This window comes from Agromyces mediolanus (assembly GCF_014648575.1).
Classification (GTDB): Bacteria; Actinomycetota; Actinomycetes; order Actinomycetales; family Microbacteriaceae; genus Agromyces; species Agromyces mediolanus.
On record NZ_BMRJ01000002.1, the window covers coordinates 782567 to 803726 of the forward strand.

The 21160-nt window shown below is 74.6% G+C and carries 20 protein-coding genes and 1 pseudogene; 14 read left to right on the forward strand and 7 right to left on the reverse strand.

Annotated features, from left to right (window positions below; all coding sequences use genetic code 11):
• Nucleotides 1–81: 81 nt before the first annotated feature.
• Together IEY71_RS13530 and IEY71_RS13535 are read right to left on the reverse strand one after the other, a co-directional pair.
• Nucleotides 82–1830 carry an ABC transporter ATP-binding protein gene (locus IEY71_RS13530; protein WP_189085833.1) on the reverse strand — a complete coding sequence of 583 codons (1749 nt, stop codon included), beginning with the start codon at nucleotides 1828–1830 and terminating at the stop codon, nucleotides 82–84.
• Nucleotides 1827–3455, reverse strand: coding sequence for an ABC transporter transmembrane domain-containing protein (locus IEY71_RS13535; protein WP_189085834.1), 1629 nt, complete (start codon nucleotides 3453–3455; stop codon nucleotides 1827–1829). The genes IEY71_RS13530 and IEY71_RS13535 overlap by 4 nt, the downstream gene beginning before the upstream one ends.
• Nucleotides 3456–3510: 55 nt before the next feature.
• On the opposite strand from IEY71_RS13535, the gene IEY71_RS13540 reads away from it, so the two are divergent.
• From IEY71_RS13540 to IEY71_RS13560, 6 genes are all read left to right on the forward strand, one after another.
• Complete coding sequence (locus tag IEY71_RS13540) at nucleotides 3511–4338, forward strand: helix-turn-helix domain-containing protein (protein ID WP_189085835.1); 828 nt, start codon at nucleotides 3511–3513, stop codon at nucleotides 4336–4338.
• 78 nt (nucleotides 4339–4416) lie between these two features.
• Nucleotides 4417–5382 carry an ABC transporter substrate-binding protein gene (locus tag IEY71_RS13545; protein WP_189085836.1) on the forward strand — a complete coding sequence of 322 codons (966 nt, stop codon included), beginning with the start codon at nucleotides 4417–4419 and terminating at the stop codon, nucleotides 5380–5382.
• Nucleotides 5379–6278 carry a siderophore-interacting protein gene (locus tag IEY71_RS13550; protein WP_189085837.1) on the forward strand — a complete coding sequence of 300 codons (900 nt, stop codon included), beginning with the start codon at nucleotides 5379–5381 and terminating at the stop codon, nucleotides 6276–6278. The genes IEY71_RS13545 and IEY71_RS13550 overlap by 4 nt, the downstream gene beginning before the upstream one ends.
• 7 nt (nucleotides 6279–6285) lie before the next feature.
• Nucleotides 6286–7317 (forward strand): iron chelate uptake ABC transporter family permease subunit, encoded by a 1032-nt coding sequence (locus IEY71_RS18410; protein ID WP_229781740.1) that lies wholly within the window; start codon nucleotides 6286–6288, stop codon nucleotides 7315–7317.
• On the forward strand, nucleotides 7314–8363 hold the full coding sequence (locus IEY71_RS13555; protein WP_229781741.1) for a FecCD family ABC transporter permease: 1050 nt from the start codon (nucleotides 7314–7316) through the stop codon (nucleotides 8361–8363). The genes IEY71_RS18410 and IEY71_RS13555 overlap by 4 nt, the downstream gene beginning before the upstream one ends.
• Nucleotides 8360–9196 (forward strand): ABC transporter ATP-binding protein, encoded by an 837-nt coding sequence (locus IEY71_RS13560; RefSeq protein ID WP_189085838.1) that lies wholly within the window; start codon nucleotides 8360–8362, stop codon nucleotides 9194–9196. The genes IEY71_RS13555 and IEY71_RS13560 overlap by 4 nt, the downstream gene beginning before the upstream one ends.
• Here the strand turns inward: IEY71_RS13560 and IEY71_RS13565 are convergent.
• The gene (locus tag IEY71_RS13565) at nucleotides 9193–10176 is read right to left on the reverse strand and encodes an NAD(P)/FAD-dependent oxidoreductase (protein ID WP_189085839.1); all 984 of its coding nucleotides are present in this window, start codon (nucleotides 10174–10176) and stop codon (nucleotides 9193–9195) included. The genes IEY71_RS13560 and IEY71_RS13565 overlap by 4 nt on opposite strands.
• A gap of 79 nt (nucleotides 10177–10255) precedes the next feature.
• Between IEY71_RS13565 and IEY71_RS13570 the strand changes: the two genes are divergently transcribed.
• The 3 genes from IEY71_RS13570 to IEY71_RS13580 are packed head-to-tail and all read left to right on the forward strand — an operon-like array spanning nucleotide 10256 to nucleotide 11907.
• A complete protein-coding gene (locus IEY71_RS13570; protein ID WP_189085840.1) occupies nucleotides 10256–10840 on the forward strand; it encodes a helix-turn-helix domain-containing protein in 585 nt (194 codons plus the stop codon).
• A 45-nt stretch (nucleotides 10841–10885) separates the two neighbouring features.
• Nucleotides 10886–11263 carry a hypothetical protein gene (locus tag IEY71_RS13575; RefSeq protein WP_189085841.1) on the forward strand — a complete coding sequence of 126 codons (378 nt, stop codon included), beginning with the start codon at nucleotides 10886–10888 and terminating at the stop codon, nucleotides 11261–11263.
• Complete coding sequence (locus IEY71_RS13580; protein ID WP_189085842.1) at nucleotides 11263–11907, forward strand: GyrI-like domain-containing protein; 645 nt, start codon at nucleotides 11263–11265, stop codon at nucleotides 11905–11907. The genes IEY71_RS13575 and IEY71_RS13580 overlap by 1 nt, the downstream gene beginning before the upstream one ends.
• Nucleotides 11908–11928: 21 nt before the next feature.
• On the opposite strand, the gene IEY71_RS13585 is transcribed toward IEY71_RS13580, so the two are convergent.
• Both IEY71_RS13585 and IEY71_RS13590 read right to left on the reverse strand, forming a co-directional pair.
• Nucleotides 11929–13374: an HNH endonuclease signature motif containing protein gene (locus tag IEY71_RS13585; protein WP_189085843.1), complete on the reverse strand. Its 1446-nt coding sequence runs from the start codon at nucleotides 13372–13374 to the stop codon at nucleotides 11929–11931.
• Between the two features lie 118 nt (nucleotides 13375–13492).
• A complete protein-coding gene (locus IEY71_RS13590) occupies nucleotides 13493–14206 on the reverse strand; it encodes a MerR family transcriptional regulator (RefSeq protein ID WP_189085844.1) in 714 nt (237 codons plus the stop codon).
• Between the two features lie 40 nt (nucleotides 14207–14246).
• Here IEY71_RS13590 and IEY71_RS13595 point away from each other — a divergent pair, with 40 nt between their 5' ends.
• On the forward strand, nucleotides 14247–14726 hold the full coding sequence (locus IEY71_RS13595) for a DUF6194 family protein (protein WP_229781742.1): 480 nt from the start codon (nucleotides 14247–14249) through the stop codon (nucleotides 14724–14726).
• Here the strand turns inward: IEY71_RS13595 and IEY71_RS13600 are convergent.
• On the reverse strand, nucleotides 14723–15310 hold the full coding sequence (locus tag IEY71_RS13600) for a helix-turn-helix domain-containing protein (protein WP_189085845.1): 588 nt from the start codon (nucleotides 15308–15310) through the stop codon (nucleotides 14723–14725). The genes IEY71_RS13595 and IEY71_RS13600 overlap by 4 nt on opposite strands.
• Nucleotides 15311–15523: 213 nt before the next feature.
• On the opposite strand from IEY71_RS13600, the gene speB reads away from it, so the two are divergent.
• The 4 genes from speB to IEY71_RS13620 are packed head-to-tail and all read left to right on the forward strand — an operon-like array spanning nucleotide 15524 to nucleotide 19130.
• A complete protein-coding gene (gene speB / locus IEY71_RS13605) occupies nucleotides 15524–16504 on the forward strand; it encodes an agmatinase (protein WP_189085846.1) in 981 nt (326 codons plus the stop codon).
• 37 nt (nucleotides 16505–16541) lie between these two features.
• Nucleotides 16542–16943: a nuclear transport factor 2 family protein gene (locus IEY71_RS13610; protein WP_189085847.1), complete on the forward strand. Its 402-nt coding sequence runs from the start codon at nucleotides 16542–16544 to the stop codon at nucleotides 16941–16943.
• Between the two features lie 47 nt (nucleotides 16944–16990).
• Complete coding sequence (locus tag IEY71_RS13615) at nucleotides 16991–18496, forward strand: purine-cytosine permease family protein (RefSeq protein WP_189085848.1); 1506 nt, start codon at nucleotides 16991–16993, stop codon at nucleotides 18494–18496.
• Between the two features lie 25 nt (nucleotides 18497–18521).
• On the forward strand, nucleotides 18522–19130 hold the full coding sequence (locus tag IEY71_RS13620) for a cyclase family protein (RefSeq protein ID WP_229781743.1): 609 nt from the start codon (nucleotides 18522–18524) through the stop codon (nucleotides 19128–19130).
• Nucleotides 19131–19362: 232 nt separating this feature from the next.
• Here IEY71_RS13620 and IEY71_RS13625 read toward each other — a convergent pair.
• Nucleotides 19363–21021, reverse strand: a pseudogene (locus tag IEY71_RS13625) (ATP-binding cassette domain-containing protein); the annotation flags it as partial.
• Between the last annotated feature and the right edge of the window lie 139 nt (nucleotides 21022–21160).

A 21160-nucleotide genomic window follows, 5' to 3' on the forward strand; every position in this document is an offset into this window, starting at 1 on the left:
GGGGAGACCGCCCGGCATCCGGAGAACCCCCGGAAGCGCCGCGGATTCCCCGCGCCGTACGTGGTTGCGCGGACGCAACAGCTAGTCGGAACGCCCGTCCGACCATGCCGCCCAGAGCCGGCCGTACGCGCCCCCGGCCGCGACGAGCTCCTCGTGCCGGCCCTGCTCCACGACGCCGCCCGCGTCGAGCACGATGACGCGGTCGGCGCGGGCCGCCTGGTCGAGGCGGTGCGCGATCGTCATCGTCGTGCGGCCGGCGGCGACGCGGGCGATCGCCCGATCGAGCACGTGGTCGCCGTCGCCGCCCGCGGCGGCCGTCGCCTCGTCGAGCACGAGCACCGCCGGGTCGTGCAGCAGCAGCCGGGCGAGGGCGAGCTGCTGCGACTCGACGATCGTCAGCCGGTGCCCACCGGAGCCGACGACGGTGCCGAGCCCCTCCGGCAGCCGGTCCACCCAGCCGAGCGCCCCCACCACGTCGAGCGCGGCGCGCAGCTCCTCGTCGCCCGCACCGGGGCGGGCGAGCCGGAGGTCGTCCGCGAGCGGACCGGCGAAGACGTGCGGCTCCTGGCCGGCGAGCCCGATGCGCGGCATCCGCGTCCCCGCCGTCGCCGCGCCCGCGTCGATCCCGCCGACGAGCACCCGGCCGCGCTCCGGCTCGAGGGAACCGAGCACGAGCGCGGCGACCGTGCTCTTGCCCGCGCCGCTCGCGCCCACCAGGGCGACCGTCTCGCCCGGGGCGACGTCGAAGCTCACCCCGTCGAGGGCGGTGACGCCGTCGTACGCGAAGCCCACGTGATCGAACTCGAGGCTCGCAGCACCCCCGCGTGCGGACGCCGGCCGGCGGCCGCGCTCCGGCAGCTCGAGCACGCCCACGAGGCGCGCGAGCCCCGCCGCCGCCTTCTGCAGCTCGTCGATGCTGCCGAGCACCTGCCCGACCGGGCCGAACAGGGCGTGGAAGTAGAGGGCCGCCGTCGTCGCGGCGCCCACCGTCGCGAGATCCGCGCCGACGAGCAGGAAGCCCGCCCCGAGCACCGCCGCGAGCCCGAGGAACTCGGCGAGGTTCAGCTGGTTCCAGAAACCGACGCTCACCCGCGCGGCCCGACGCTCGAGCTCGACCGAGTGCAGCGCCGCCTCGTCGACGACGCCCTCGCGCTCGGCGGAGACGCCGTAGGCGCGCACGGTCTCGGCCGCGTCGACCGATTCGAGGATGCGCTGCGCCCGCTCGCCCTCGGCGGCGCGCGCCGCGCGATACACGGGCCGGGCGCGCTTCAGGTAGGCGCGCAGCGCGAGGAGCTGCACGGGCACGGCCGCGAGGGCCGCGACGGCGAAGCGCCAGTCGAGGGCGCCGAGCCCCACCAGCGTCACGACCACGGTGAACCCCGCGGAGGCGAAGGCCGGGACGACGTTCGTCACGACGTCGCCCACGATGCGCGTGTCGGTCGAGGCGCGCGACACGAGGTCGCCGCGGCCGGCCCGCTCCACCACGGTCGCGGGCAGGCGGATGAGCCGGGTGACGACGAGCCCGCGCAGCTCGGCCAGCACGCGCTCGCCGAGGCGCGCGACGAGCGCCCGGCCGAGCCCCGTGAGGACGGCGTTCGCGAGGCCGACGCCGGCGATCACGAGCACGAGGGGGAGGAGCGTGCCCGGGTCGCCGCCGAGCACCGCGTCGACGATCCCGCCGAGCGCGGCGGGCAGGGCGAGGCCGGCGAGGGCGGCGAGCAGCAGCACGGCGGCGGCGAGGGTGAGGGCGCCGGCCCGGCCGCGAAGCAGCCGGCGCAGCTCGCGGCGGGTCTCGCGAGGGCCGGCGACGGGCAGCGGGGTCGTGCTCACGCGGTCACCAGCCGATCGGCGAGGCGCTCGAGCGCGGGGCTCGCGGACACGAGCACGGTGGTGCGCCCGGACCTCGCGGCGGGCAGCCGCTCGGCGATGCGGGCCTCGGTGACGGCGTCGACGGCGCTCGTCGGATCGTGCAGCACGAGCACCGCGGCGTCCCGGCCGAGCGCCCTGGCCAGCGCGACGCGCTGCCGCTGCCCGCCCGACAGGCTGTAGCCGCGCTCGCCGACCGGCCGCTCGAGTCCGCCCGCTCCCGAGACGACGTCGTCGAGCGCGGCGGCGCGTACGAGTTCGTCGAGGCGTGCGTCGTCGAGCGTCGAGTGCAGCTCCAGGTTGTCGCGCAGCGTGCCGGCGAACAGGGTCGCCTCGTGCGGCGGCGCGAGCACCGGCACGGCGGATGCCTCGAGCGGCACCCCGTCGACGAGCACCCGGCCGGAGCTGGGGGTGCGGGCGCCGGCGAGCACCTCGACGAGCTCGCGGGCCGCGAGGTGGTCGGCGACCCGGATCGCGGTGACCGAGCCCGCCGGGACGACCGCGGAGAGCGCGGGGAGGTGCGGCGTCGCGAGGCCGTCGAGCACGAGCTCGGCGCCGTGGGAGGTCGCCGGCGGGGTCGGGGCGGCGGTCGGTGTTGGCGAGGCATCCACCGCCGCCTCCGCGGCGAGCACACCGTCGACGCGCTTCGCCGACGCGCGGACCGTCGCGAGCTCGGCCGCGACGAAGGCGAGCCCGCCGATCGGCCAGGTGACGAACTGGGCGAGCCCGAGCACGGCGATGAGTTCGCCGATGCTGATGGTGCCCGCCAGCGCTTCCGCTCCCGCGGCCCAGGCGATCGCCGCGAGCAGCAGCGCGGAGCCGGTGAGGCTCGCCGCCGTGTACGCCGCCTTCGCCGAGACAGCGCGCGTCGCGGCGTCGAGCGAGCGCCGGTTCACGCGCTCGAAGCGATCCACCGCGGCCTGCTCGGCGCCCAGGCCGGCGATGGTGCGGAGGCCCGTGAGCAGGTCGCTGGCCGTCGCGCTCGCCGCGGCGACCGCGGCCTGCTCGCTCGCCATCCGGCGCTCGAGCGGCGCAGTGACGACGTGCATGACCGTGACGAGCACGGGGGCGGCCACGAGCACCAGGATGCCGAGCGGCACCGAGATCGCGAGGAGCGCGATCGCGGCGGTGAGCACGGCGGCGAGCTGCGCGCCGCCGCTGCCGAGCACCCAGACGATGCCGGCCGTGCGGTCGACGTCGGTGCCGGCGATGCTGAGCAGTTCGCCGGGGCTCCGCGGCGCGGCGAAGCCGCGGCGGGAGAGCAGGCGCGAGACGAGGCCGAGCCGCACGTCGCGGCCGGCGAACTCGCTCGCGCGCACGGAGGCGAGCTCGCCGAGCCGCCAGGACAGCAGCAGGCCGACGAAGACGACGCCGAGGGCGGTGAGCGTCCAGGCGAGGGCGACGGGGTCGTTCGGGGCGATGGCGCGGTCGATGACGAGGCCGATCACGACGGGCACGAGGGCCTCGGCGATCTGGTGGCCGACGAGCCCGGCGATGGAGCCGGCGACCAGGAGTCGGCGGCGGCGGAACACGGTGGCGATCGCCCGCTCGCTGCGTGGCGGCCGCCTGGCGGGGGTCGTCGCAGGCACGATCGACAGCTTAGGATAGCCTCACCTGATCAGTTCAGCGACAAGGAGCCGAAGAATGTCGCCTGCCCGCCAGGCTCTCCCCGCACAGGTGCTGGACGTGCCCGTCCGGGTCGACGGGATCATGACGAGTTCCTTCGTCGTGCGTCGCGACGAGGAGTGGGGCTGGCACCGGCACGACCGGCACGAGCTGCTGTGGGGCTCGCGCGGCTCGCTCGTCGTCGAGACGCCGAGCGGGGTGCACGCGGTGCCGTGGACGGTCGGGCTGTGGATCCCCGCCGGGCTGCCGCACCGGGTGACCGCGGGGTCCGGCACCGAGTTCGCGTGCAGCTACCTGCCGACGAGCCTGCCGGCGCCCCGCTCGGATGCGGGCGCCGTCGCCGTGCCCGTCGTCGTGCGCGCGCTCTTCGAGGAGCTCGAGACGAAGCCGCTCGACCCCGAGACGCGGGCGCTCGGCGAGCAGCTGCTCGTGCGCCTCCTCGAGCGCGCCGACCTCACCCGGCTCGACCTGCCGATGCCCGACGACGACCGCACGCGCCGGGTCGCCGACGCGGTGCTCGCGGATCCGGCCGACGGCCGCACGCTCGACGAGTGGGGCGCCTTCGTCGGCGCGAGCGAGCGCAACCTCTCCCGGCTGTTCCGTCAGGAGACGGGCTTCACCTTCGCCGACTGGCGCACCAAGGCGAGGATGCGCGTGGCGGTGGAGCTGCTCGCCGCCGACCAGCCGGTGGGCATCGTCGGGCGGCGGGTCGGCTATCGCACGGCGAGCGCGTTCGTGCAGGCGTTCCGGCGGGAGTTCGGCACGACGCCGGGGGCGTTCGCCGGGGCATCGGGTCAAGCTGTCGCGTTCGCCGCATCGGATGGCGGTCGCGCGACATCCGCGTGATGCAGGATCGAAGTCGGCGCTCTTAGGTAAGCCTAAGCTAAGCCGGACGCCGTCACCCCCGCATCCAGTGAAGGTCACATGAAGATCGCATCCACGCGCGCACTCCGCGCCGCCGCCGCCGTCGCGGCCACCCTGCTCCTCGCCTCCTGCGCCGCATCCTCCGCGGCCGACGACGCCGCCGGCGACACGATCACCGTCGACACCGAGTACGGCGAGGTCACGCTCCCCGCCGAGCCGAAGGCCGCCCTCGGCTTCTACACGACCGACGTGGACATGCTCATCACCCTCGGCATCCCGCTCGCGAAGGAGCAGCCGATCCGCGACGACTTCGACCGCTTCCCGACGTTCTTCCCGCAGGAGGAGCTCGAGGGCATCGGCACCTTCCACAACTACCCCGAGTTCAACCTCGAGAAGATCCTCGAGGTGGGCCCCGATCTGATCCTGAACGGCATCGGCTACGAGACCGATCTGCACGAGCAGCTCACCCCGATCGCGCCCACGTACACCTACAACGGCTTCGACGGCGGCGACTGGCGGGTGAAGTTCGCCCAGATCGCGAAGGACCTCGGCCGGGAGGCCGAGCACCAGGCCTGGGTCGACGCCTACGACGCCCGCGTCGCGGAGATCCGCGCAGAACTCGACGAGCGGGGCCTCGACCCCGTCGTCGCCGACGCCTCCTACTGGGACGAGCAGGTGCAGGTCGGCTGCTACAGCATCTCCTGCCTCGTCTTCGCGGACCTCGGCCTCTCGATCTCGACCGTCGCCGACAGCGACGGCGACGGGAAGCCCGACAGCGAGGGCCGCGCGCTCAGCCACGAGCAGCTCGGCGAGCTCGCCGACGTCGACGTGATCTTCACCGGCGTCGCGGAGGACGGCACGGGCCTCATCACCGACGAGACCGCGCTGAAGTCGAACGCGCTGTGGACCTCGCTGCCCGCCGTCGCGAACGGCCAGGTGTTCCCCTACAACTACGAGATGAGCTACGGCTCGCCGAGCGGGCAGACCGCCCTGCTCGAGGTCATCGCGAAGGCGCTGCTCGGATGAGCCGCCCGGAGGTCAACCTCGTGCACCGGGTCGAGGTCGCCGAAGTACGCCGCCTCACGCCCGGCATGATCCGGATCGTGTTCACCGGCCCCGGCCTCGAGGGCTTCGTCTCCTCGGGCGTCGGCGACGAGTACCTGCGCCTGTTCCTGCCGGCCGAGGGGCACGCCGAGCCCCAGCTGCCCGTCGCCACCGACGACGGCTACTGGGAGTTCCCCGAGGGCGTCGAGCCCTGCGAGGTGCGCACCTACACCGTGCGCGAGTGGGACGGGCCCGCCGGCCGGCTCGTCATCGACTTCGTCGTGCACGAGGGCGGCATCGCCGCCACCTGGGCGCTCGGCGCCGAGCCCGGCCACGTCGTCGGCGTGAACACGCCGCGCGGGCTGTACGCGCCCGCCGAGGGCATCGAGTGGCAGCTGCTCGTCGCGGACGCCACCGGCCTCCCTGCCGCCGTGCGGCTCGCGGAGCAGGCGCCCGCCGGCGTCCGCACGAGGCTCGTGCTCGAGGTCTCGGGCGAGCAGGACGAGCACCGCCCCGAGCTGCCCGCGAACGTCGAGCTCGCCTGGGTGCACGGCGGCAACGGGCACGCCCCGAGCCGGCTCGAGGAGATCGTGCGGGCGAGCGAACTGCCGAAGACGCCCGGCTACGTCTGGGTGGCGGGCGAGAGCGCCGTGACCCGCGCCGTGCGCAAGTACCTGCGCCACGAGCTCAAGCTGCCGCCGACCGCGTACAAGGTCGTCGGCTACTGGGTCGAGCGCGCCGAGCAGTGGCACGAGCGCTACGAGGCGCTGCCCGAGGACGTGCGGACGCGCCTCAGCGAAATGTGGGACGACGAGTCCCGCGACGAGGAGGAGCTGCAGGACGAGTACGTCGCAGTCCTCGAGTCGCACGGGCTCTGAGCCGCCGATGGTCGTGACCCAGGCGGTCCGGCGCACGCCGACCGGTTTCGCCGGGCGTCGGGCGCTCGGCTTCGCCGTCGCCTTCGGCGTGCTCGCAGGATGCGTCGCGCTCAGCCTCGCGATCGGATCGAAGGGACTGTCGATCGCCGAGGTGCTCGCCGCGATCGGGGGGTCGGCCGACGAGGCCGGGACGATCGTGCGCGAGCTGCGCCTGCCGCGCACCCTGCTCGGCATCCTCGTGGGGGCGGCACTCGGCGTCGCCGGCGCGGTGATGCAGGCGTTCACCCGCAACCCGCTCGCCGACCCCGGCCTCCTCGGCGTCAACGCCGGCGCCGCGTTCGCCGTGACGGCGGGGGCCGCGGCGTTCGGGCTCACCTCGCTCGGGGCGACGGTGTGGTTCGCCTTCGGCGGCGCGATCATCGCGACCGTCGGCGTGTACCTCATCGGCAGCGCCGGCCGGGGCGGGCCCGAGCCGTTGCGGATCACCCTCGGCGGCGTCGCGATCGGGGCGTTCCTCGCCGGGATCACGAGCGGCATCACCCTGCTCCTGCCCGAGGTCTTCGACCGCATGCGCGGCTGGAACGCCGGCAGCATCGTCGTCGCCCCACCTGAGCTGCTGGCGTGGGTGACGCCGTTCGTGCTCGCCGGACTCGTGCTCGCCGCCTGGGCCGCCGGGCCCCTCAACGCGGTCGCGCTGGGCGACGAGCTCGCCGTCGCACTCGGCTCGCGCATCGTGCGCACCAGGATCGTGTCGATCGTCGCCGTCACCCTGCTCTGCGGGGCGGCGACCGCCGCCGCCGGCCCGATCGGCTTCGTCGGGCTCATGGTGCCGCACGCGGTGCGCTGGTTCACCGGGCCCGACCAGCGCTGGATCTTCGCCGGCAGCGCCGTCGCGGCCCCCGTGCTGCTGCTCGCGAGCGACGTCGCCGGGCGCGTGGTGCTGCCGAGCGGCGAACTGCCCGTCGGCATCGTGACCGCCTTCGTGGGCGCGCCGGTGCTCATCGCGCTCGTGCGCCGTCGGCGGGTGAGCGGGCTGTGAGCGTCCAGACGCCCGCCCGCGCGGTGGTGCTCCGTTCGGCCGGCGGCGGCTTCGGCATCCGCATCGGCGTGCGCCACGCGCTCGTCGTCGCCGCGCTGCTCGCCGCGGCGCTCGCGGTCGGCGTGGTCAGCCTCGGCACCGGCGACTTCGTCGTGCCGCTCGGCGACGTCGTCGCCGCGCTGCTCGGGCAGGGCGACCGCCGCACCAACCTCGTCGTGCTCGACTGGCGGCTGCCGCGGGTGCTGCTCGCGCTCATGCTCGGCGCAGCGCTCGGCGCCGCGGGCGCGATCTTCCAGTCGATCACCCGCAACCCGCTCGGCAGCCCCGACGTCATCGGCTTCGACACCGGCGCCTACACCGGCGGCCTGCTCGTCATCATCACGAGCGGCACCGGCTACCTCGCGACCGCCTCCGGTGCGCTGCTCGGCGGCTTCGCGACGGCCGTCGTCGTGTACCTGCTCGCCTACCGGCGCGGCTTCCACGGCTTCCGCCTCATCATCGTCGGCATCGGCGTCGCGGCCATGCTCGCCTCGCTGAACACCTGGCTCATCCTCAGCGCGGAGCTGAACGTCGCGCTCGCCGCGGCCGCCTGGTCGAGCGGCTCGCTGAACGCGGTCGGCTGGGCGCAGGCGGTGCCCGCCGCCGCCGTGCTGCTCGTGCTGTGGGCCGTCGCCGCGGCGATGAGCCGCCGCCTGCACCTGCTGGAGCTCGGCGACGACGCCGCGACCGCGCTCGGCGTGCGCACCGGGCGCACCCGGCTCGTGCTCGTCGTGCTCGGCGTCGCCTTCACCGCGACCTCGGTCGCCGCCGCGGGGCCGATCGCCTTCGTCGCGCTCGCCGCCCCGCAGCTCGCGCGACGGCTCAGCCGCTCGGCGGGCGTGACGCTCGCGGGCGCCGCGGCGATGGGCGCACTGCTGCTCACCGCGAGCGACTACGCCGCGCAGCGACTGTTCGCGCCGACCCAGCTGCCCGTCGGCGTCGTCACGGTGAGCGTCGGCGGCGTCTACCTGATCTGGTTGCTCATCACGGAAGCGAGACGACGATGACCCGAACGACGACCGGGACGACGAAGGTCTCGGGTGCTGCGGATGCCTCGCCGGCCCGCCTCGCGGCCGAGGGCGTCACCCTCGCCTACGAGCGGCGGACGATCGCGGAGCGGCTCTCCCTCGACATCCCGACCGGCTCCTTCACCGTCGTCGTCGGACCGAACGCCTGCGGCAAGTCGACGCTGCTGCGGGCGCTCGCCCGGGTGCTCGCCCCCGCCGCGGGGCGCGTCGTGCTCGACGGCCGTGCCATCACCGAGTACCCGGCGAAGGAGGTCGCCCGGCGTCTGGGCCTGCTGCCGCAGAGCTCCATCGCGCCGGAGGGCATCACGGTGGCCGACCTCGTGGCGCGGGGGAGGCATCCGCATCAGGGGCTCTTCCGGCAGTGGAGCGTCGCCGACGAGGCTGCCGTCGCTGCCGCGCTCGCCGCGACCAACACCGCCGAGCTCGCGGGCCGGCCGGTCGACGAGCTGTCCGGCGGGCAGCGGCAGCGGGTCTGGGTGGCGATGGTGCTCGCGCAGGAGACGCCGCTGCTCCTGCTCGACGAGCCGACCACTTTCCTCGACATCGCGCACCAGTACGAGCTGCTCGAGCTGCTGCGCGGCCTGCACCGGGCGGGCGACCGCACGCTCGTCGCCGTGCTGCACGACCTGAATCAGGCCGCCCGCTACGCGGACCACCTCGTCGTCATGCGGGACGGCGAGGTCGTCGCGACGGGCGATCCGGGCGAGGTGCTGACGGCGGAACTCGTCGAGCGGGTGTTCGGTCTGCCGTGCACCATCGTGCCTGACCCGCACACCGGCACGCCGCTCGTGGTGCCGCGGCTGCCCGCCTAGGAGGCATCGGCGGCTGCGGCGATCGCCGCCGCGATCTCCTCCTCGACGAGCGTGGCGTTCATCGCCGCGCCCGTGAAGTTGCCGCCCGCCATCGCGAACGGCACCGAGGAGCGCGGATCGGTCACGTTGCCGGCGGCCCAGAGCCCGGGGACGTCCGTGCGCCCCATCGCGTCGACGACCACGAACGAGCCGCCCATCGGGTGCTCGGCGTGCGCGGCGCCGAGCGCGCGGAGGAGGCCGTCGAGCGGGGCGGGCACGGGCGCGACGAGGAGCGCGTCGACCGGGATCGTCTCGCCGTCGGCGAGCTCCAGCGCGGCGAGCTCGCCCTCTGCATCGGTCTCGACGCGGGCGAGCGGGCGCTCCTCGATGCGGATGCCGCGGGCGAGCAGGCCGGAACGGGTGGCGTCGTCGATCGGGCGGCCGCCGGTGAGGAAGACGACGTCGTCGGAGAGCTGGCGCATGAGCTGTGCCTGGTGCGGGTTGGGCTGCTCGCCGGCGAGCACGGCGATGCGACGGTCGCGCACCTCCCAGCCGTCGCAGTACGGGCAGACGAAGACGCCGCGGCCCCAGAGCTCGGCGAGGCCCGGGACCTCGGGGAGCTCGTCGCGCAGCCCGCTCGTGACGAGCAGACGGCGGGTGGTGACCGTCGTGCCGTCGTCGAGCTCAACGAGGAAGCCCGTCGCCTCGGCGTCGGCGTCGGCGTCCGCCTTGCGCGTCGCGCGGACGACCGCGCCGTCCCGCACCTCGACGCCGTCGTAGCGGCCGAGCTCCCGTCGCCCCTCGGCCAGCAGCTCGAGCGGGGAGGTGTGGTCGCGCCCGAGGACGCCGTGCATGTGCCCGGCGAAGCGGTTGCGGGGGCGGCCCTCGTCGACGACGAGCACTCGCCGACGGGACCGCCCGAGCATGAGGGCGGCGCTCAGGCCGGCGGGGCCGCCGCCGACGATGACGACGTCGTACTGAGGCTGGGTGCGGTTCTCCATGCATCCGATCCTGCGGCGGCTGGATGGATGCGGCAAGCTGGTTTGCCGAAGTGGCAAATGTGCGCGACGGGAGGCGACGATGACGCAGGAATGGGAGCTCGAGCGTTCGCTTGACGCCGTCGCACCGCGGCTGCGGGCGCTCCGCCAGCGCCGCGAGGCGACCCTCGCCGAGCTCTCCGAGCGCACCGGCATCTCGGTGAGCACCCTCTCGCGTCTCGAATCGGGTGGCCGCCGCCCGACCCTCGACCTGCTGATGCGGCTCGCCACCGCCTACCGGGTGAGTCTCGACGACCTCGTCGGCGCGCCGCAGATCGCGGACCCGCGGGTGCGGCCGAAACCCTTCTACCGGGACGGGAAGGCGATCATCCCGCTCACCCGCGACACCCCTGGGCTGCACGCGTACAAGATGGTGCTGCCGGGCCATCCGTCCGAGTCGCCGGTGCCGCAGCGCACGCACGGCGGATACGACTGGATCTACGTGCTCAGCGGCCGCGTGCGGCTCGCGCTCGGCGACGAGGAGCTCGTGCTCGAGCCGGGCGAGGCCGCCGAGTTCGACACCCGGGTGCCGCACGGCATGGTGAGCGCCTCGCTCGAGCCCGCCGAGGTGCTGAACCTGCTGAGCGCGCAGGGCGAGCGCGTGCACCTGCGGACGGTGGACGGGTAGCTCTGCCCCTCGACCGGGCACCCCGGATGCGGCATCATGAGGCCCATGAGCGCCAGAGAGCCGTCCGTGCAGCCGCAGTACCCGTCCCCGGCGCCGCCGCCCTCGGCGGCGCTCGCCGTCGTGTCGCTCGTCGCGGGGCTCGTGATCGTCGCGCTGCAGGTGGCCGTGCAGCTCGTGCTGCCCCTCATCTACTCGACCACCGGCGGATCGGCCGATCTCGTCACGCTGCTGAACGTCGTGCACCTCGTGCAGGGCGTGCTCGTCGCGATGTGCGCCATCGTCGCCGTGGCGACGGGCCTCATCGTGCTGGTTCGGCGCGGTCCGGGGCGGGCTCGCGCGGGCGCCGGAGTGGCGCTCGGCGGGGCGGCGCTCGCGACCCTCGTGGCGACGCTGCTGCAGAGCGCGCTGCTGTCGGCGTTCTGATGGCCGAGGCGAAGTACGACGCGAAGTACGACGTCAAGCGCGAGTTCCGATCCCTGTACGCACCGAGCGCGACCCGCTTCGAGTTCGTCGAGGTGCCGCCGATGCAGGTGCTCGCGATCGACGGGCACGGCGACCCGAACACGGCGCCCGAGTACGCGGCCGGCGTGCAGGCGCTGTACTCGACGGCGTACCCGCTCAAGTTCCTGAGCAAACGCGAACTCGGCCGTGACTTCGTGGTCGCGCCGCTCGAGGGGCTGTGGCGGGCTGACGACCCCGCGAGCTTCGTCACCCGGGACAAGTCGGCGTGGAGCTGGACGATGCTCCTCGTGCAGCCCGACTGGCTCGACGGGGCCCACCTCGAGGCCGCCCGCGCCCGGGCCCTCGAGAAGGCGCCGAGCGAGCTGCGCGACGCGATCGAATGTCTCGAGCTCCGGCGGCTGCACGAGGGGCGATGCGTGCAGATCCTGCACCTCGGTTCGTACGACGACGAAGCGCCGACGCTCGCCAGACTGCATGACGAGTTCATGCCCGAGCACGGGCTGACCTTCGCCGGCGACCACCACGAGATCTACCTGAGCGATGCCCGGCGCACGGCGCCTGAGAAGCTCCGCACGGTACTGCGTCAGCCGGTACGGCCGCGCTGACCCGCGAGCGGGCCGCGCACGCTACGCGGCGGCCATGGCTCGCGCCAGCAGGCCCATCCGCCGATCGGTCGAGGTGTTCGCGGCGATCGGCGTGCCGTGCGGGTCGACATGCGGGGGCGGGATGAACCACCGGCCGGCGTCGCGGACGACGATGCGCCACCCGTCGTCGTGCACCCGGTGGTGATGGTGGCTGCACAGCAGGATGCCGTTGTCGAGATCGGTGCGCCCGTCGTCGCGGTGCCACCACGCGATGTGGTGGGCCTCGGTGTGCGAAGGGGGCCGTGAGCAGCCCGGCCACGCGCAGCCGCCGTCGCGCTCGGCGAGGGCGAGTTTCTGCGCGGCGCTGAAGAGGCGGGCGGAGCGCCCGAGCTGCAGCGGCTCGCCGTGCTCGCCGACGAACAGCGGCGCGATGCCGGCCGAGGTGACGAGCGCGCGGACGCTCGCGATCGAGACGGGCTGATCGAGGCCGTCGATCGTGCCGTGGCCCCGCTCGGCGAGAAGCGCCGCGGCATCGGCGCGCACGACGACGGTCGTCTGTCTGAGCGTCGGGACCGCGGCGCAGCCGAGTGCGTGTCGCGCGAGGTCGGCGAGCGCGTCGGCGTTGAGCTGGGCGATGGTGCGGTGCTCGGCGGTTCGGGCGTCGTCGTCGTGCTGCCGTCGCCGGGCGTCGCGGGCACGGTGCAGTTCGGCGCCGACGAGCCCGTCGACGGCGGCCTTCAGCGTGGCACCGTTCACGGGGTCGAGCGCGCCGCGCACGTTGACCATGCCCGCCGTGTCTTCCCAGATGCGGAGCCCCCGCCGGCCGCGGAGCTCGTCTTCGCGCGGGCGCACGCCGTCGGGATCGAGTCGAGCCTCGAGGAGCGTGATGAGCTGCGCCAGCCGCTCGGGCCCGACCGAGGCTGCCTGTTCGACCAGGAACCGCTCGGCCTCGTCGAGCGTCGCCGACTCGACGCGAGGCGCCACCCGATCGAGGAAGCGGCGGATGCGCTCGGCGGCGTGGAGCCCGAGCTCGGCGCTCGCGAGGCCCACGGCGAGGTGGGGGAGTCGCGGGGCGAGGCGCTCGCCCGCGAAGGAGCTGCGCAGGGCGGTGGCCGCCCCCACGGCGATGAGCTCGTGCGCCTCGCCCGCGCGGCGGCGCGTCGTGTCGGCGACGAGCCGTGCGGGATTCGGGTAGCCGCGATCGCGTGCCGGATCTTCGCCCGGGATGCCGGTGCACCGGGCCGCGAGCTCAGCCGCGCAGGCGCTCGCCGCGGCTTCTGCGGCACGGGTGAGCCCCGCCAGCGCGTCGAGCACTCGGAGCAGTCCGTCGTCGCTGAGTGCCCGCGCATCGACGGCTGCCGGGGCGGCGGCATGGTCCCGAATGGCGCTCGCGTTCAGCCGGACGCCGCCCGTCCAGGCATCGTCGACCGCGGCAAGCCGCGCGGCGAGCACGGCGAGCCGCGGTGGCGAATCGCTCGGGACATCCATGCTTCGACGCTACGCCGGAATCGCCCGACCGTTCGAAATCATCTTCGAATGTGGAGAACGCCACGCCATGCGTGCCTGGGGGCGGAGGGGTGCCGGATCGATACCCGAAGCGGGGCGATCACCAAGCCTGGTCCGCCCCGTCCAGCAGCTCCGCGAGCGCGCCGCTCGCGCGCAGCAGCATGACGCTCCGCTCCGCGAGGGCGTCGAGTCGCGCGTCGAGCGAGCGCTCGGCCGCGGCGACGCCGGATTCCTCGCCGAGCGTCGCCACGACGGAGCGGATGGCCGGGATGCCGGCGCCGCCCTCGCGGAGTGCTGCGACGACGCGTGCGACGAGGATCTGGGCCGCCGAGTAGCTGCGGGCCGCCACGGAGCCGACGCGATCGGGGTGGAGCAGCCCTTCCGTCTCCCAGTACCGCAGCGTCGAGCTGCGCACGTCGAGGGCCGAGGCGAGCTCGGTGATCGACATCGCGCCGCCGGCGCCCGCCGCCGAGGCATCCGCCGACCCGATCGCCGCGAGCCCCCCGCGCGCCGCGAGCACCCGTTCGCGCTCCCGCGCGAGCCCGGCGTGCAGCTCGTCGACGAGCGCCGCCGCCTCGGCGATCGGCCGCGTGCGGAGCTCGGCGAGCGCACCGCGGGCCGCGACCGGCCCGATGGCCCGAGCCAGGGCGCGATACGCGCGGAGGGCGACGAGGTGGGCGCCGGTGTAGCTGCGGTACCCGTTCGCCGAGCGTGCGGCGGGCGGGATCACGCCGAGCCGTTCCAGGTCGCGCACCTGCTGGTCCGAATACCCGGCCGCGCGGGCGAGTTCGGCGGTGCGCAGTCCGTGCGGCATGCACAACCCCCAATACGCAGTTGAAGTTCACACTCAAAGTATGAGTATGCAGCAGATCCTCGACGCCGTCCGCTCCTTCGACGGCGTGCTCGTCGTCGAACCCGCCCCGGGCGGGCCCTTTCCCGAGCTCGCCTGGGGCGACGCCTTCTTCTATCACGCCCCCGACGGCCGAATGCCGGAGCGCACCCAGCCGTACGGCACGATCGTGACGAAGGACTCCCCCGACGACACCGCTTCGCGCCTCGACGAGCCCGGCCGGTACCGCGTCAACGTGCACGTCGATCGGGCGACGTTCCGGCGGGTGACGGGGGAGGACCCGCGCTCCCTCGCGGTGCCGCGCGACGCGGCGGCCGTCGACGTGCTCGGCCCGCACCCCGTGTACGGGGCGAACGGCTGGCTGGCCGTGGTGAACCCCGAGTCGACCGTCGAGGAGCTCGTGGCGCTGCTGCGCGCGGCGCACGAGGCGGCTCGCCGCCGCTCGACGCGGAGCGCCGCGCGCCGCGCGCGGCCCGGCGTCTAGCTCGTGCCGCTCCACGGCGCGGGCACGATGACCCACATGACCTCGGCGCCGAGCTCGGGGTCGGCCGTCCAACTGTGGGGTTCGCGCCCCGGGAAGGTGAGTGCGTCGCCGGCGACGAGCGCCACGGTGCGGTCGACGAAGCGCGCCGTGAGCGCACCGGACAGCACGTGCAGCACCTCCACGTCGCTCGAGATCGTGTAGAGCTCCTCGCCGCCCGACGCGCCCGGCGCCATGGTGGAGCGCACGAGCTGCACCCGCGACTCGCTTCGCGGCGACATGAGCCGCTCGGTGACCTGTGTGCCGCCGAAGTTCACCCGGGGTGCGTCGTCGTAGCCGACGATCTGGATCTCGGGTTCGGCGAAGAGCGAGCCGATCGGGAGCGAGAGCACCTGGCAGAGCTGCAGCAGGGTCGCGACGGACGGGGAGGTCTCGTCGCGCTCGAGGCGGCTGAGGAACCCCTTGGTGAGCCCGCTCGCCTCGGCCAGCTGAGCGAGGGTGAGCCCCTGGGCCGTGCGCGCGTTGCGCAGGTGGGCGCCGATCGCGAGCGGGGAGGAGCTGGGGTCGGGTGGGACGGCGCGGCGCATGGGGCTCCTTCGCTCGGTGCGGATCGCGGATCGCGGGTCGATGGATCGCAGGTCAGTGATCGCGGGTCGGTGATCGGGACTCGCGGGCCGCTCCGCCGGGCGGATGGCCGGTTCGACCGGCCGAGCGGATGCCGAACCGCATGCTTGCGTCGCCGCATCCGACGCCGTAGCATGGCCCGCGAGTTTTCTCCAGAATATCAAAGGTTTACCAATATGCAACCCACTGACGCGCCCGAGCCGAAGCCCCAGGAACACCCCCGGCCGATCGGCCCGGTCGACGCGAGCCGCGTGCCGCGCTTCGCGGGCATCGCCACCTTCGCGCGGCTGCCGCGCCTCGAGGACGTCGAGCACGCCGACATCGCCGTCGTGGGCGTGCCCTTCGACAGCGGGGTCAGCTACCGGCCGGGCGCGCGCTTCGGCCCGGCGCACGTGCGCGAGGCATCCCGCCTGCTCCGCCCCTTCAACCCCGCGCAGGGCGTCGAGCCCTTCGCGGTGCAGCAGGTCGCCGACGCCGGCGACCTCGCGGTCAACCCGTTCAGCATCGACGAGGCCGTCGCCGACGTCGAGGCCGGCGCCCGCGCGCTCGCCGAGCAGGCCGACCGCCTCGTCGTCATCGGCGGCGACCACACCATCGCGCTGCCGCTGCTGCGCGCCGTCACCGCGCAGCACGGCCCCGTCGCGGTGCTGCACTTCGACGCCCACCTCGACACCTGGGACACCTACTTCGGCGCCCCGATCACGCACGGCACTCCGTTCCGGCGGGCCTCCGAGGAAGGGCTCATCGACCTCACGGCGAGCATGCACGTCGGCACCCGCGGGCCGCTCTACGGCGTCGTGGACCTGAGCGACGACGCCCGCCTGGGCTTCGCGATCGTCACGAGCGAGGACATCGAGGAGCGCGGCGTCGAGGCCGCGATCGAGCGGATCCGCGCCCGGGTCGACGGCAAACCCCTCTACATCTCGATCGACATCGACGTGCTCGACCCGGCGCACGCGCCCGGCACCGGCACCCCCGAGGCCGGCGGGCTGACGAGCCGGGAGCTGCTCCGGATCATCCGCGCCCTCGCCGACCAGCGCATCGTCGGTGCCGACGTGGTCGAGGTCGCGCCCGCCTACGACCACGCCCAGCTCACCGCCGTCGCCGCCTCGCACGTGGCGTACGAGCTGATCAGCGCGATGGCCCCGCGCGGCTGAGCCCCACCCCCGCATCACCGGATCGAAGGAGACCCCGATGACCACCCGAACCCCCAGCACCGAGGAGGTGCTCGCCGCCGCCGACGCGATCATCGACGCCTTCGCGGCGACCGACGGCGAGCGCTACTTCGCCGGCTTCGCGCCCGAGGCGAGCTTCCTCTTCCACACCGAGTCGGCCAGGCTCGACGACCGCGCCGCCTACGAGGCGCTCTGGCAGGGCTGGGTCGAGGGCGGATGGCGCGTGCTCGACTGCCGCTCCACCGCCCGTCTCGTGCAGGCGTACCCCGGCGGCGCGGTCTTCAGCCACGACGTCGCCACCCGGGTCGACACGGGAGAGGGCGAGGACGCCTACCGCGAGCGGGAGACCATCGTCTTCCGCGTGCACGGCGAGCAGCTGCTCGCCGTGCACGAGCACCTCTCCCCGGCATCCGCCGACTGAGCCGCCCCGGCCGACCCCGACCCCCCCACATCCCCCAGGAGCACGCAATGTCGCTGTATCGCCGTCTCGACCGCCGCCTCGCGGCGCAGTCCGACACTTCGGGGCCGGTCCGCGGCACCCTCTCCACGCCGCGGATCGGCATGATCTGGCTCGCGGCCAACCTCGTCGTCACGACCCTGCTCACCGGCACCCTGTTCGTGCCGGGCGTCGAGTACGGCACGGCGATCACGATGATCGTCGCGGGCACCGTCGCGGGCGCCGTCGTGCTCACCCTGATCGGCAACATCGGCACCCGCACGGGCCTGCCGACGATGGCGCTCGCCCGCGGGGCCTTCGGCACGCGCGGCGGCTTCCTGCCGATGGCGGCGAACCTCGTCATCCTGATGGGCTGGAGCTGGGTGCAGGCGATGCTCGCCGGCGTCACGGTCGACGCCCTCGTGTCGAGCCTCACGGGCTTCTCGAACCCGATCCTCTTCTCCGTGCTGTGCCAGACGATCGTCGTGCTGCTCGCGATCTTCGGCCACGAGGGCATCGCGAAGGTCGAGCCCTGGCTCGCGGTGCTCATGCTCGCGATCATCGCCTGGATCTTCTTCATCGCCTTCACGAGCTTCGCGCCCGGCGACTACTTCGCCATCCCCGCCGACCCCTCGATCGGGCAGACCCCCGCGATCGTGCTCGACATCGTCGTCGCGACCGCGGTCAGCTGGACGGTGCTCTCGGCCGACTTCAACCGGCTCGCCGCGACGAGCCGGGCCGGGTTCCTCGGCGCGGGGCTCGGCTACACCCTCTCCACCGTCATCGCGATGACGCTCGGCGCGACGGCGATCGGCTACGTCATCCTGAGCGGCGGGGAGCCGCTCGCCTTCGATCCGAGCGTGCTCGTGGCGGCGTTCGGCGCCCCGATCGCGATCGTCATCTTCGTCTCGGTGATGGCGACGAACTCGATGGTCGTCTACGGCATGACCACGTCGATCGTGCACGCCGCCGCGGGGCGGGCGAAGCTGCGCTTCCTGCCGACGGCGCTCGTCGTCGGGGCGATCTCGATCCTCGGGGCGACGTGGCTCGCCTTGCTCGATCAGTTCACGAACTTCCTCATCGTGATCGGCGCGTTCTTCGTGCCGGTGTTCGCGATCATGATCGTCGACTACTACCTCGTGAAGCGCGCGAGCTACACCGTGGACCTCCTGCGCCGCCGCGGCGGCCGCTACTGGTACCTCGGCGGGGTGAACTGGATCGCGGTGGGCGCCTGGGCGGTCGGCGCCGCGGTCTCGTACCTCTGGGTGTACGTCTGGCCGAGCCCGGTCGGGGCGACGATCCCGGCCTTCGTCGTGACGTTCACGATCTACCTGCTCGCGATGCTGCCCGAGCGGGCGCGCACCGGCCGGGAGGCGAGCGTGCACCTCGCCGACGCGGTCGTGCAGGCCGACACCACCGGGATCCAGGCGATGGACGAGGCGGTCCTCGGCGACGTCGAGCGCGCCATCGAGGCGAGGCGTCGCGCGAAGGCCGCAGCCGACGCGGATGCCTCGGCGGGCACCGGTCGCGATGCGTGAGCTCAGCCGCCCGATCGGCTCGGGCATGCGCGTCTACCCCGGCGACCCCGAGGTCGTGATCGAGCCGGCGCTGCACCTCGACCGCGACGGGGTCGACGTCGCCCGGCTGCACCTCGGCTCGCACACCGGCACCCACCTCGACGCGCCCTCGCACACCGTCGCCGGTGGGCGGACGACGGGCGGCATCGGCCTCGACGAGCTCGTCGGCGAGGCGCTCGTCGTGCACCTCGACGGGCTCGTCGCCGGGCAGCGCTACGGGCTCGTCGAGCTCGAGCGGGCGCTCGGCGGCCCGCTGCCCGAGCGCGTGCCGCCGATCGTGGTCCTCGACACCGGCTGGGCCGAGCGCTTCGACACCGAGGAGGTGCTCGACCACCCCGCGCTCGACCCGGCCGCCGCGGCAGAGCTCGTGCGCCGCGGGATGCACGTGCTCGCCGTCGATACGCTGAGCCCCGACCCGAGCTCGGACGGCGGGGAGGCCGGCTTCCCCGTGCACGAGGTCGTGCTCGGCGGCGACCGGCTCATCGTCGAGAACCTGTGCGGCCTCGCCGGGCTGCCGGAGCGGATCCGGGTGGGCTTCTTCCCGCTCCGGGTCGACCTCGACGGAGCCCCGGTGCGGGCGGTCGCGTTCGGCTGAGCCGCGGCGACCGCGCCCGCCCCGCCCCGTCCCGCGCCCGTCCCGCCCCACCCACCCACCCGCTCCGCCCCGCCCCACCCACCCGCTCCGGCGTGTCGTCACTTTTTGCGGGTGCTGGCGCCGCGCGACCCGCAAATACTGACGTCTTGCCGGGTGGGGCGGGCGGAGAGGCGGGGCTGGGCGGAGGGGGATGAAGGGGGTGGGTCAGACGGGCGGGCAGGGCGCCCCGGCCGCCGAGTTCGAGCCGCGCGCCGCGGAAGCGCTCCCGCAGCCGCCGGTCGTGCGTGACGAGCACGACCGCCCCCGCGAAGCCCGCGACGGCCGCCTCGAGCTCGTCGACGAGGAGCGGCGCGAGGTGGTTCGTCGGCTCATCGAGGAGCAGCAGCTCGAAGTCCCGGCTCGCGAGCAGCGCGAGCTCCAGCCGGCGGCGCTGCCCGTACGACAGGCCGCCGAGCGGGCGCTCGAGCTCGGACTCGTGGAACAGGCCGAGCGCCAGCAGACGCTCGGCCGCGGCATCCCGCCCCTCGCGGAGCCCCGCCGCGTACGCCTCGACGAGCGGGCGCCGCGGATCGTCGATCCGGCCGGCCTGCTGGCGCAGCCAGCCCACGGCGCCGCGTCGGGCGACCCCGCCCGCGGCGGCCGGGAGCTCGCCCGCGAGGGTGCGCAGCAGCGTCGTCTTGCCTGCGCCGTTCGGGCCGGTGACGAGCAGCCGATCGCCCGGGCCCAGCTCGAAGTCGGGCACCGGCTCGCCGAGCACCGTCAGCCCCGCGACACGGAGGATCGGCGCGGCGGGCGGCGCGCTCGGCGCACCCTGCTCCGCCGAGGCATCCGCCCGCGCCCGCAGTGCGCCCGCCGTGAACCGCAGCGGCTCCGGCGGCGGGGCGACCGGCTCCGCCGCGAGCCGTGCGAGCCGTTCCTTCGCGTTGCGGATGCGGCCCATGGCGCCGTGATCGCGGCCGCGCGCACGGAACGCCCCGGCCCCCATGCCCGGCTTGTCGAGCTTGCGGGGGATGGCCGCGAGCCGTCCGGCATTGGCCTCCAGCAGCGCGAGGTGGCGCTCCCGCTCGGCGAGCCACGCCTCGTGCGCGAGCCGCCGGCGCTCCCGCTCCGCCGCTTTCGCCGCGAGATAGCCGGCGTAGCCGTCGCCGTAGCGGGTGACGCCGCGGTCGGCGAGCTCCCAGATCGCGCTCGTCCAACGCGCGAGGAAGGCGCGGTCGTGCGAGGCCGCGACGACGGTGCCCCGGTGCCTGGCGAGCGCGGCGACGAGCCAGTCCCAGGCGTCGTCGTCGAGGTCGTTCGTCGGCTCGTCGAGCAGCAGCAGCTCGGCGTTCGAGGCGAGCGCGGCGGCGAGCACGATCCGCGCCCGCTCCCCGCCGGAGAGCGTGCGCCACTCCCGGGAGCGGTCGACGTCGCCGACGCCGAGCGCGGCGAGCCCCGCGTCCAGCCGGGCCGGGGCGCCGTAGCCGTCGCGCGCCTCGTAGCGGTCGACGAGCGCGGCGTACCGGGCGAGGGCGGCGTCGAGCTGCGGGCCGTCGAGGCCCACGCCGCCGGGACCGGCGAGCTCGGCCCCGGCTTCGGCGATCTCGGCCTCGAGCTCGCGCAGCTCCCGCCAGCAGGCGTCGATCGCCTCGGCGACGGTCGCCCGGTCGGGCAGCTCGAGCGATTGCTCGAGCGCGCTGACCCCGCCGGGCGCGACGAGCGTCCGTTCGCCGGCGTCGGGCACGAGCTCGCCGGCGATGAGCCGGAGCAGCGTCGTCTTGCCCGCGCCGTTGTCGCCGACGAGCGCGATGCGCTCGCCCGCGCCGAGCTCGAGGTCGACCCGGTCGAGCACGAGGTGCTCCGCGAAGCGCAGGCTCGCGCCGCGGAGGGAGAGATGGATTCGGGCGGTCATGTGCGACTCGCAATCTCGATCCGTCGATCGGCGCACGGGCCGGCTTCGTCGTCGAAGCGCCGGTGGCGGGCGCGCGGAGCGGGCGCGGCGCGCGATCACGGATCGGGGTGAGGATGGCCGGCACCCGACGGTGCCTGGA

Excerpts from the sequence above, each read along its gene's own strand:
- IEY71_RS13615 (WP_189085848.1), top strand. The coding sequence starts at position 16,991 with ATGTCGCTGTATCGCCGTCTCGACCGCCGCCTCGCGGCGCAGTCCGAC.
- IEY71_RS13560 (WP_189085838.1), top strand. The coding sequence starts at position 8,360 with ATGACCCGAACGACGACCGGGACGACGAAGGTCTCGGGTGCTGCGGAT.
- IEY71_RS18410 (WP_229781740.1), top strand. The coding sequence starts at position 6,286 with ATGGTCGTGACCCAGGCGGTCCGGCGCACGCCGACCGGTTTCGCCGGG.
- IEY71_RS13620 (WP_229781743.1), top strand. The coding sequence starts at position 18,522 with ATGCGCGTCTACCCCGGCGACCCCGAGGTCGTGATCGAGCCGGCGCTG.
- IEY71_RS13545 (WP_189085836.1), top strand. The coding sequence starts at position 4,417 with ATGAAGATCGCATCCACGCGCGCACTCCGCGCCGCCGCCGCCGTCGCG.
- IEY71_RS13565 (WP_189085839.1), bottom strand. The coding sequence starts at position 10,176 with ATGGAGAACCGCACCCAGCCTCAGTACGACGTCGTCATCGTCGGCGGC.
- IEY71_RS13550 (WP_189085837.1), top strand. The coding sequence starts at position 5,379 with ATGAGCCGCCCGGAGGTCAACCTCGTGCACCGGGTCGAGGTCGCCGAA.
- IEY71_RS13570 (WP_189085840.1), top strand. The coding sequence starts at position 10,256 with ATGACGCAGGAATGGGAGCTCGAGCGTTCGCTTGACGCCGTCGCACCG.
- IEY71_RS13540 (WP_189085835.1), top strand. The coding sequence starts at position 3,511 with ATGTCGCCTGCCCGCCAGGCTCTCCCCGCACAGGTGCTGGACGTGCCC.
- IEY71_RS13610 (WP_189085847.1), top strand. The coding sequence starts at position 16,542 with ATGACCACCCGAACCCCCAGCACCGAGGAGGTGCTCGCCGCCGCCGAC.
- IEY71_RS13580 (WP_189085842.1), top strand. The coding sequence starts at position 11,263 with ATGGCCGAGGCGAAGTACGACGCGAAGTACGACGTCAAGCGCGAGTTC.
- IEY71_RS13595 (WP_229781742.1), top strand. The coding sequence starts at position 14,247 with ATGAGTATGCAGCAGATCCTCGACGCCGTCCGCTCCTTCGACGGCGTG.
- IEY71_RS13590 (WP_189085844.1), bottom strand. The coding sequence starts at position 14,206 with ATGCCGCACGGACTGCGCACCGCCGAACTCGCCCGCGCGGCCGGGTAT.
- IEY71_RS13585 (WP_189085843.1), bottom strand. The coding sequence starts at position 13,374 with ATGGATGTCCCGAGCGATTCGCCACCGCGGCTCGCCGTGCTCGCCGCG.
- IEY71_RS13600 (WP_189085845.1), bottom strand. The coding sequence starts at position 15,310 with ATGCGCCGCGCCGTCCCACCCGACCCCAGCTCCTCCCCGCTCGCGATC.
- speB (WP_189085846.1), top strand. The coding sequence starts at position 15,524 with ATGCAACCCACTGACGCGCCCGAGCCGAAGCCCCAGGAACACCCCCGG.
- IEY71_RS13575 (WP_189085841.1), top strand. The coding sequence starts at position 10,886 with ATGAGCGCCAGAGAGCCGTCCGTGCAGCCGCAGTACCCGTCCCCGGCG.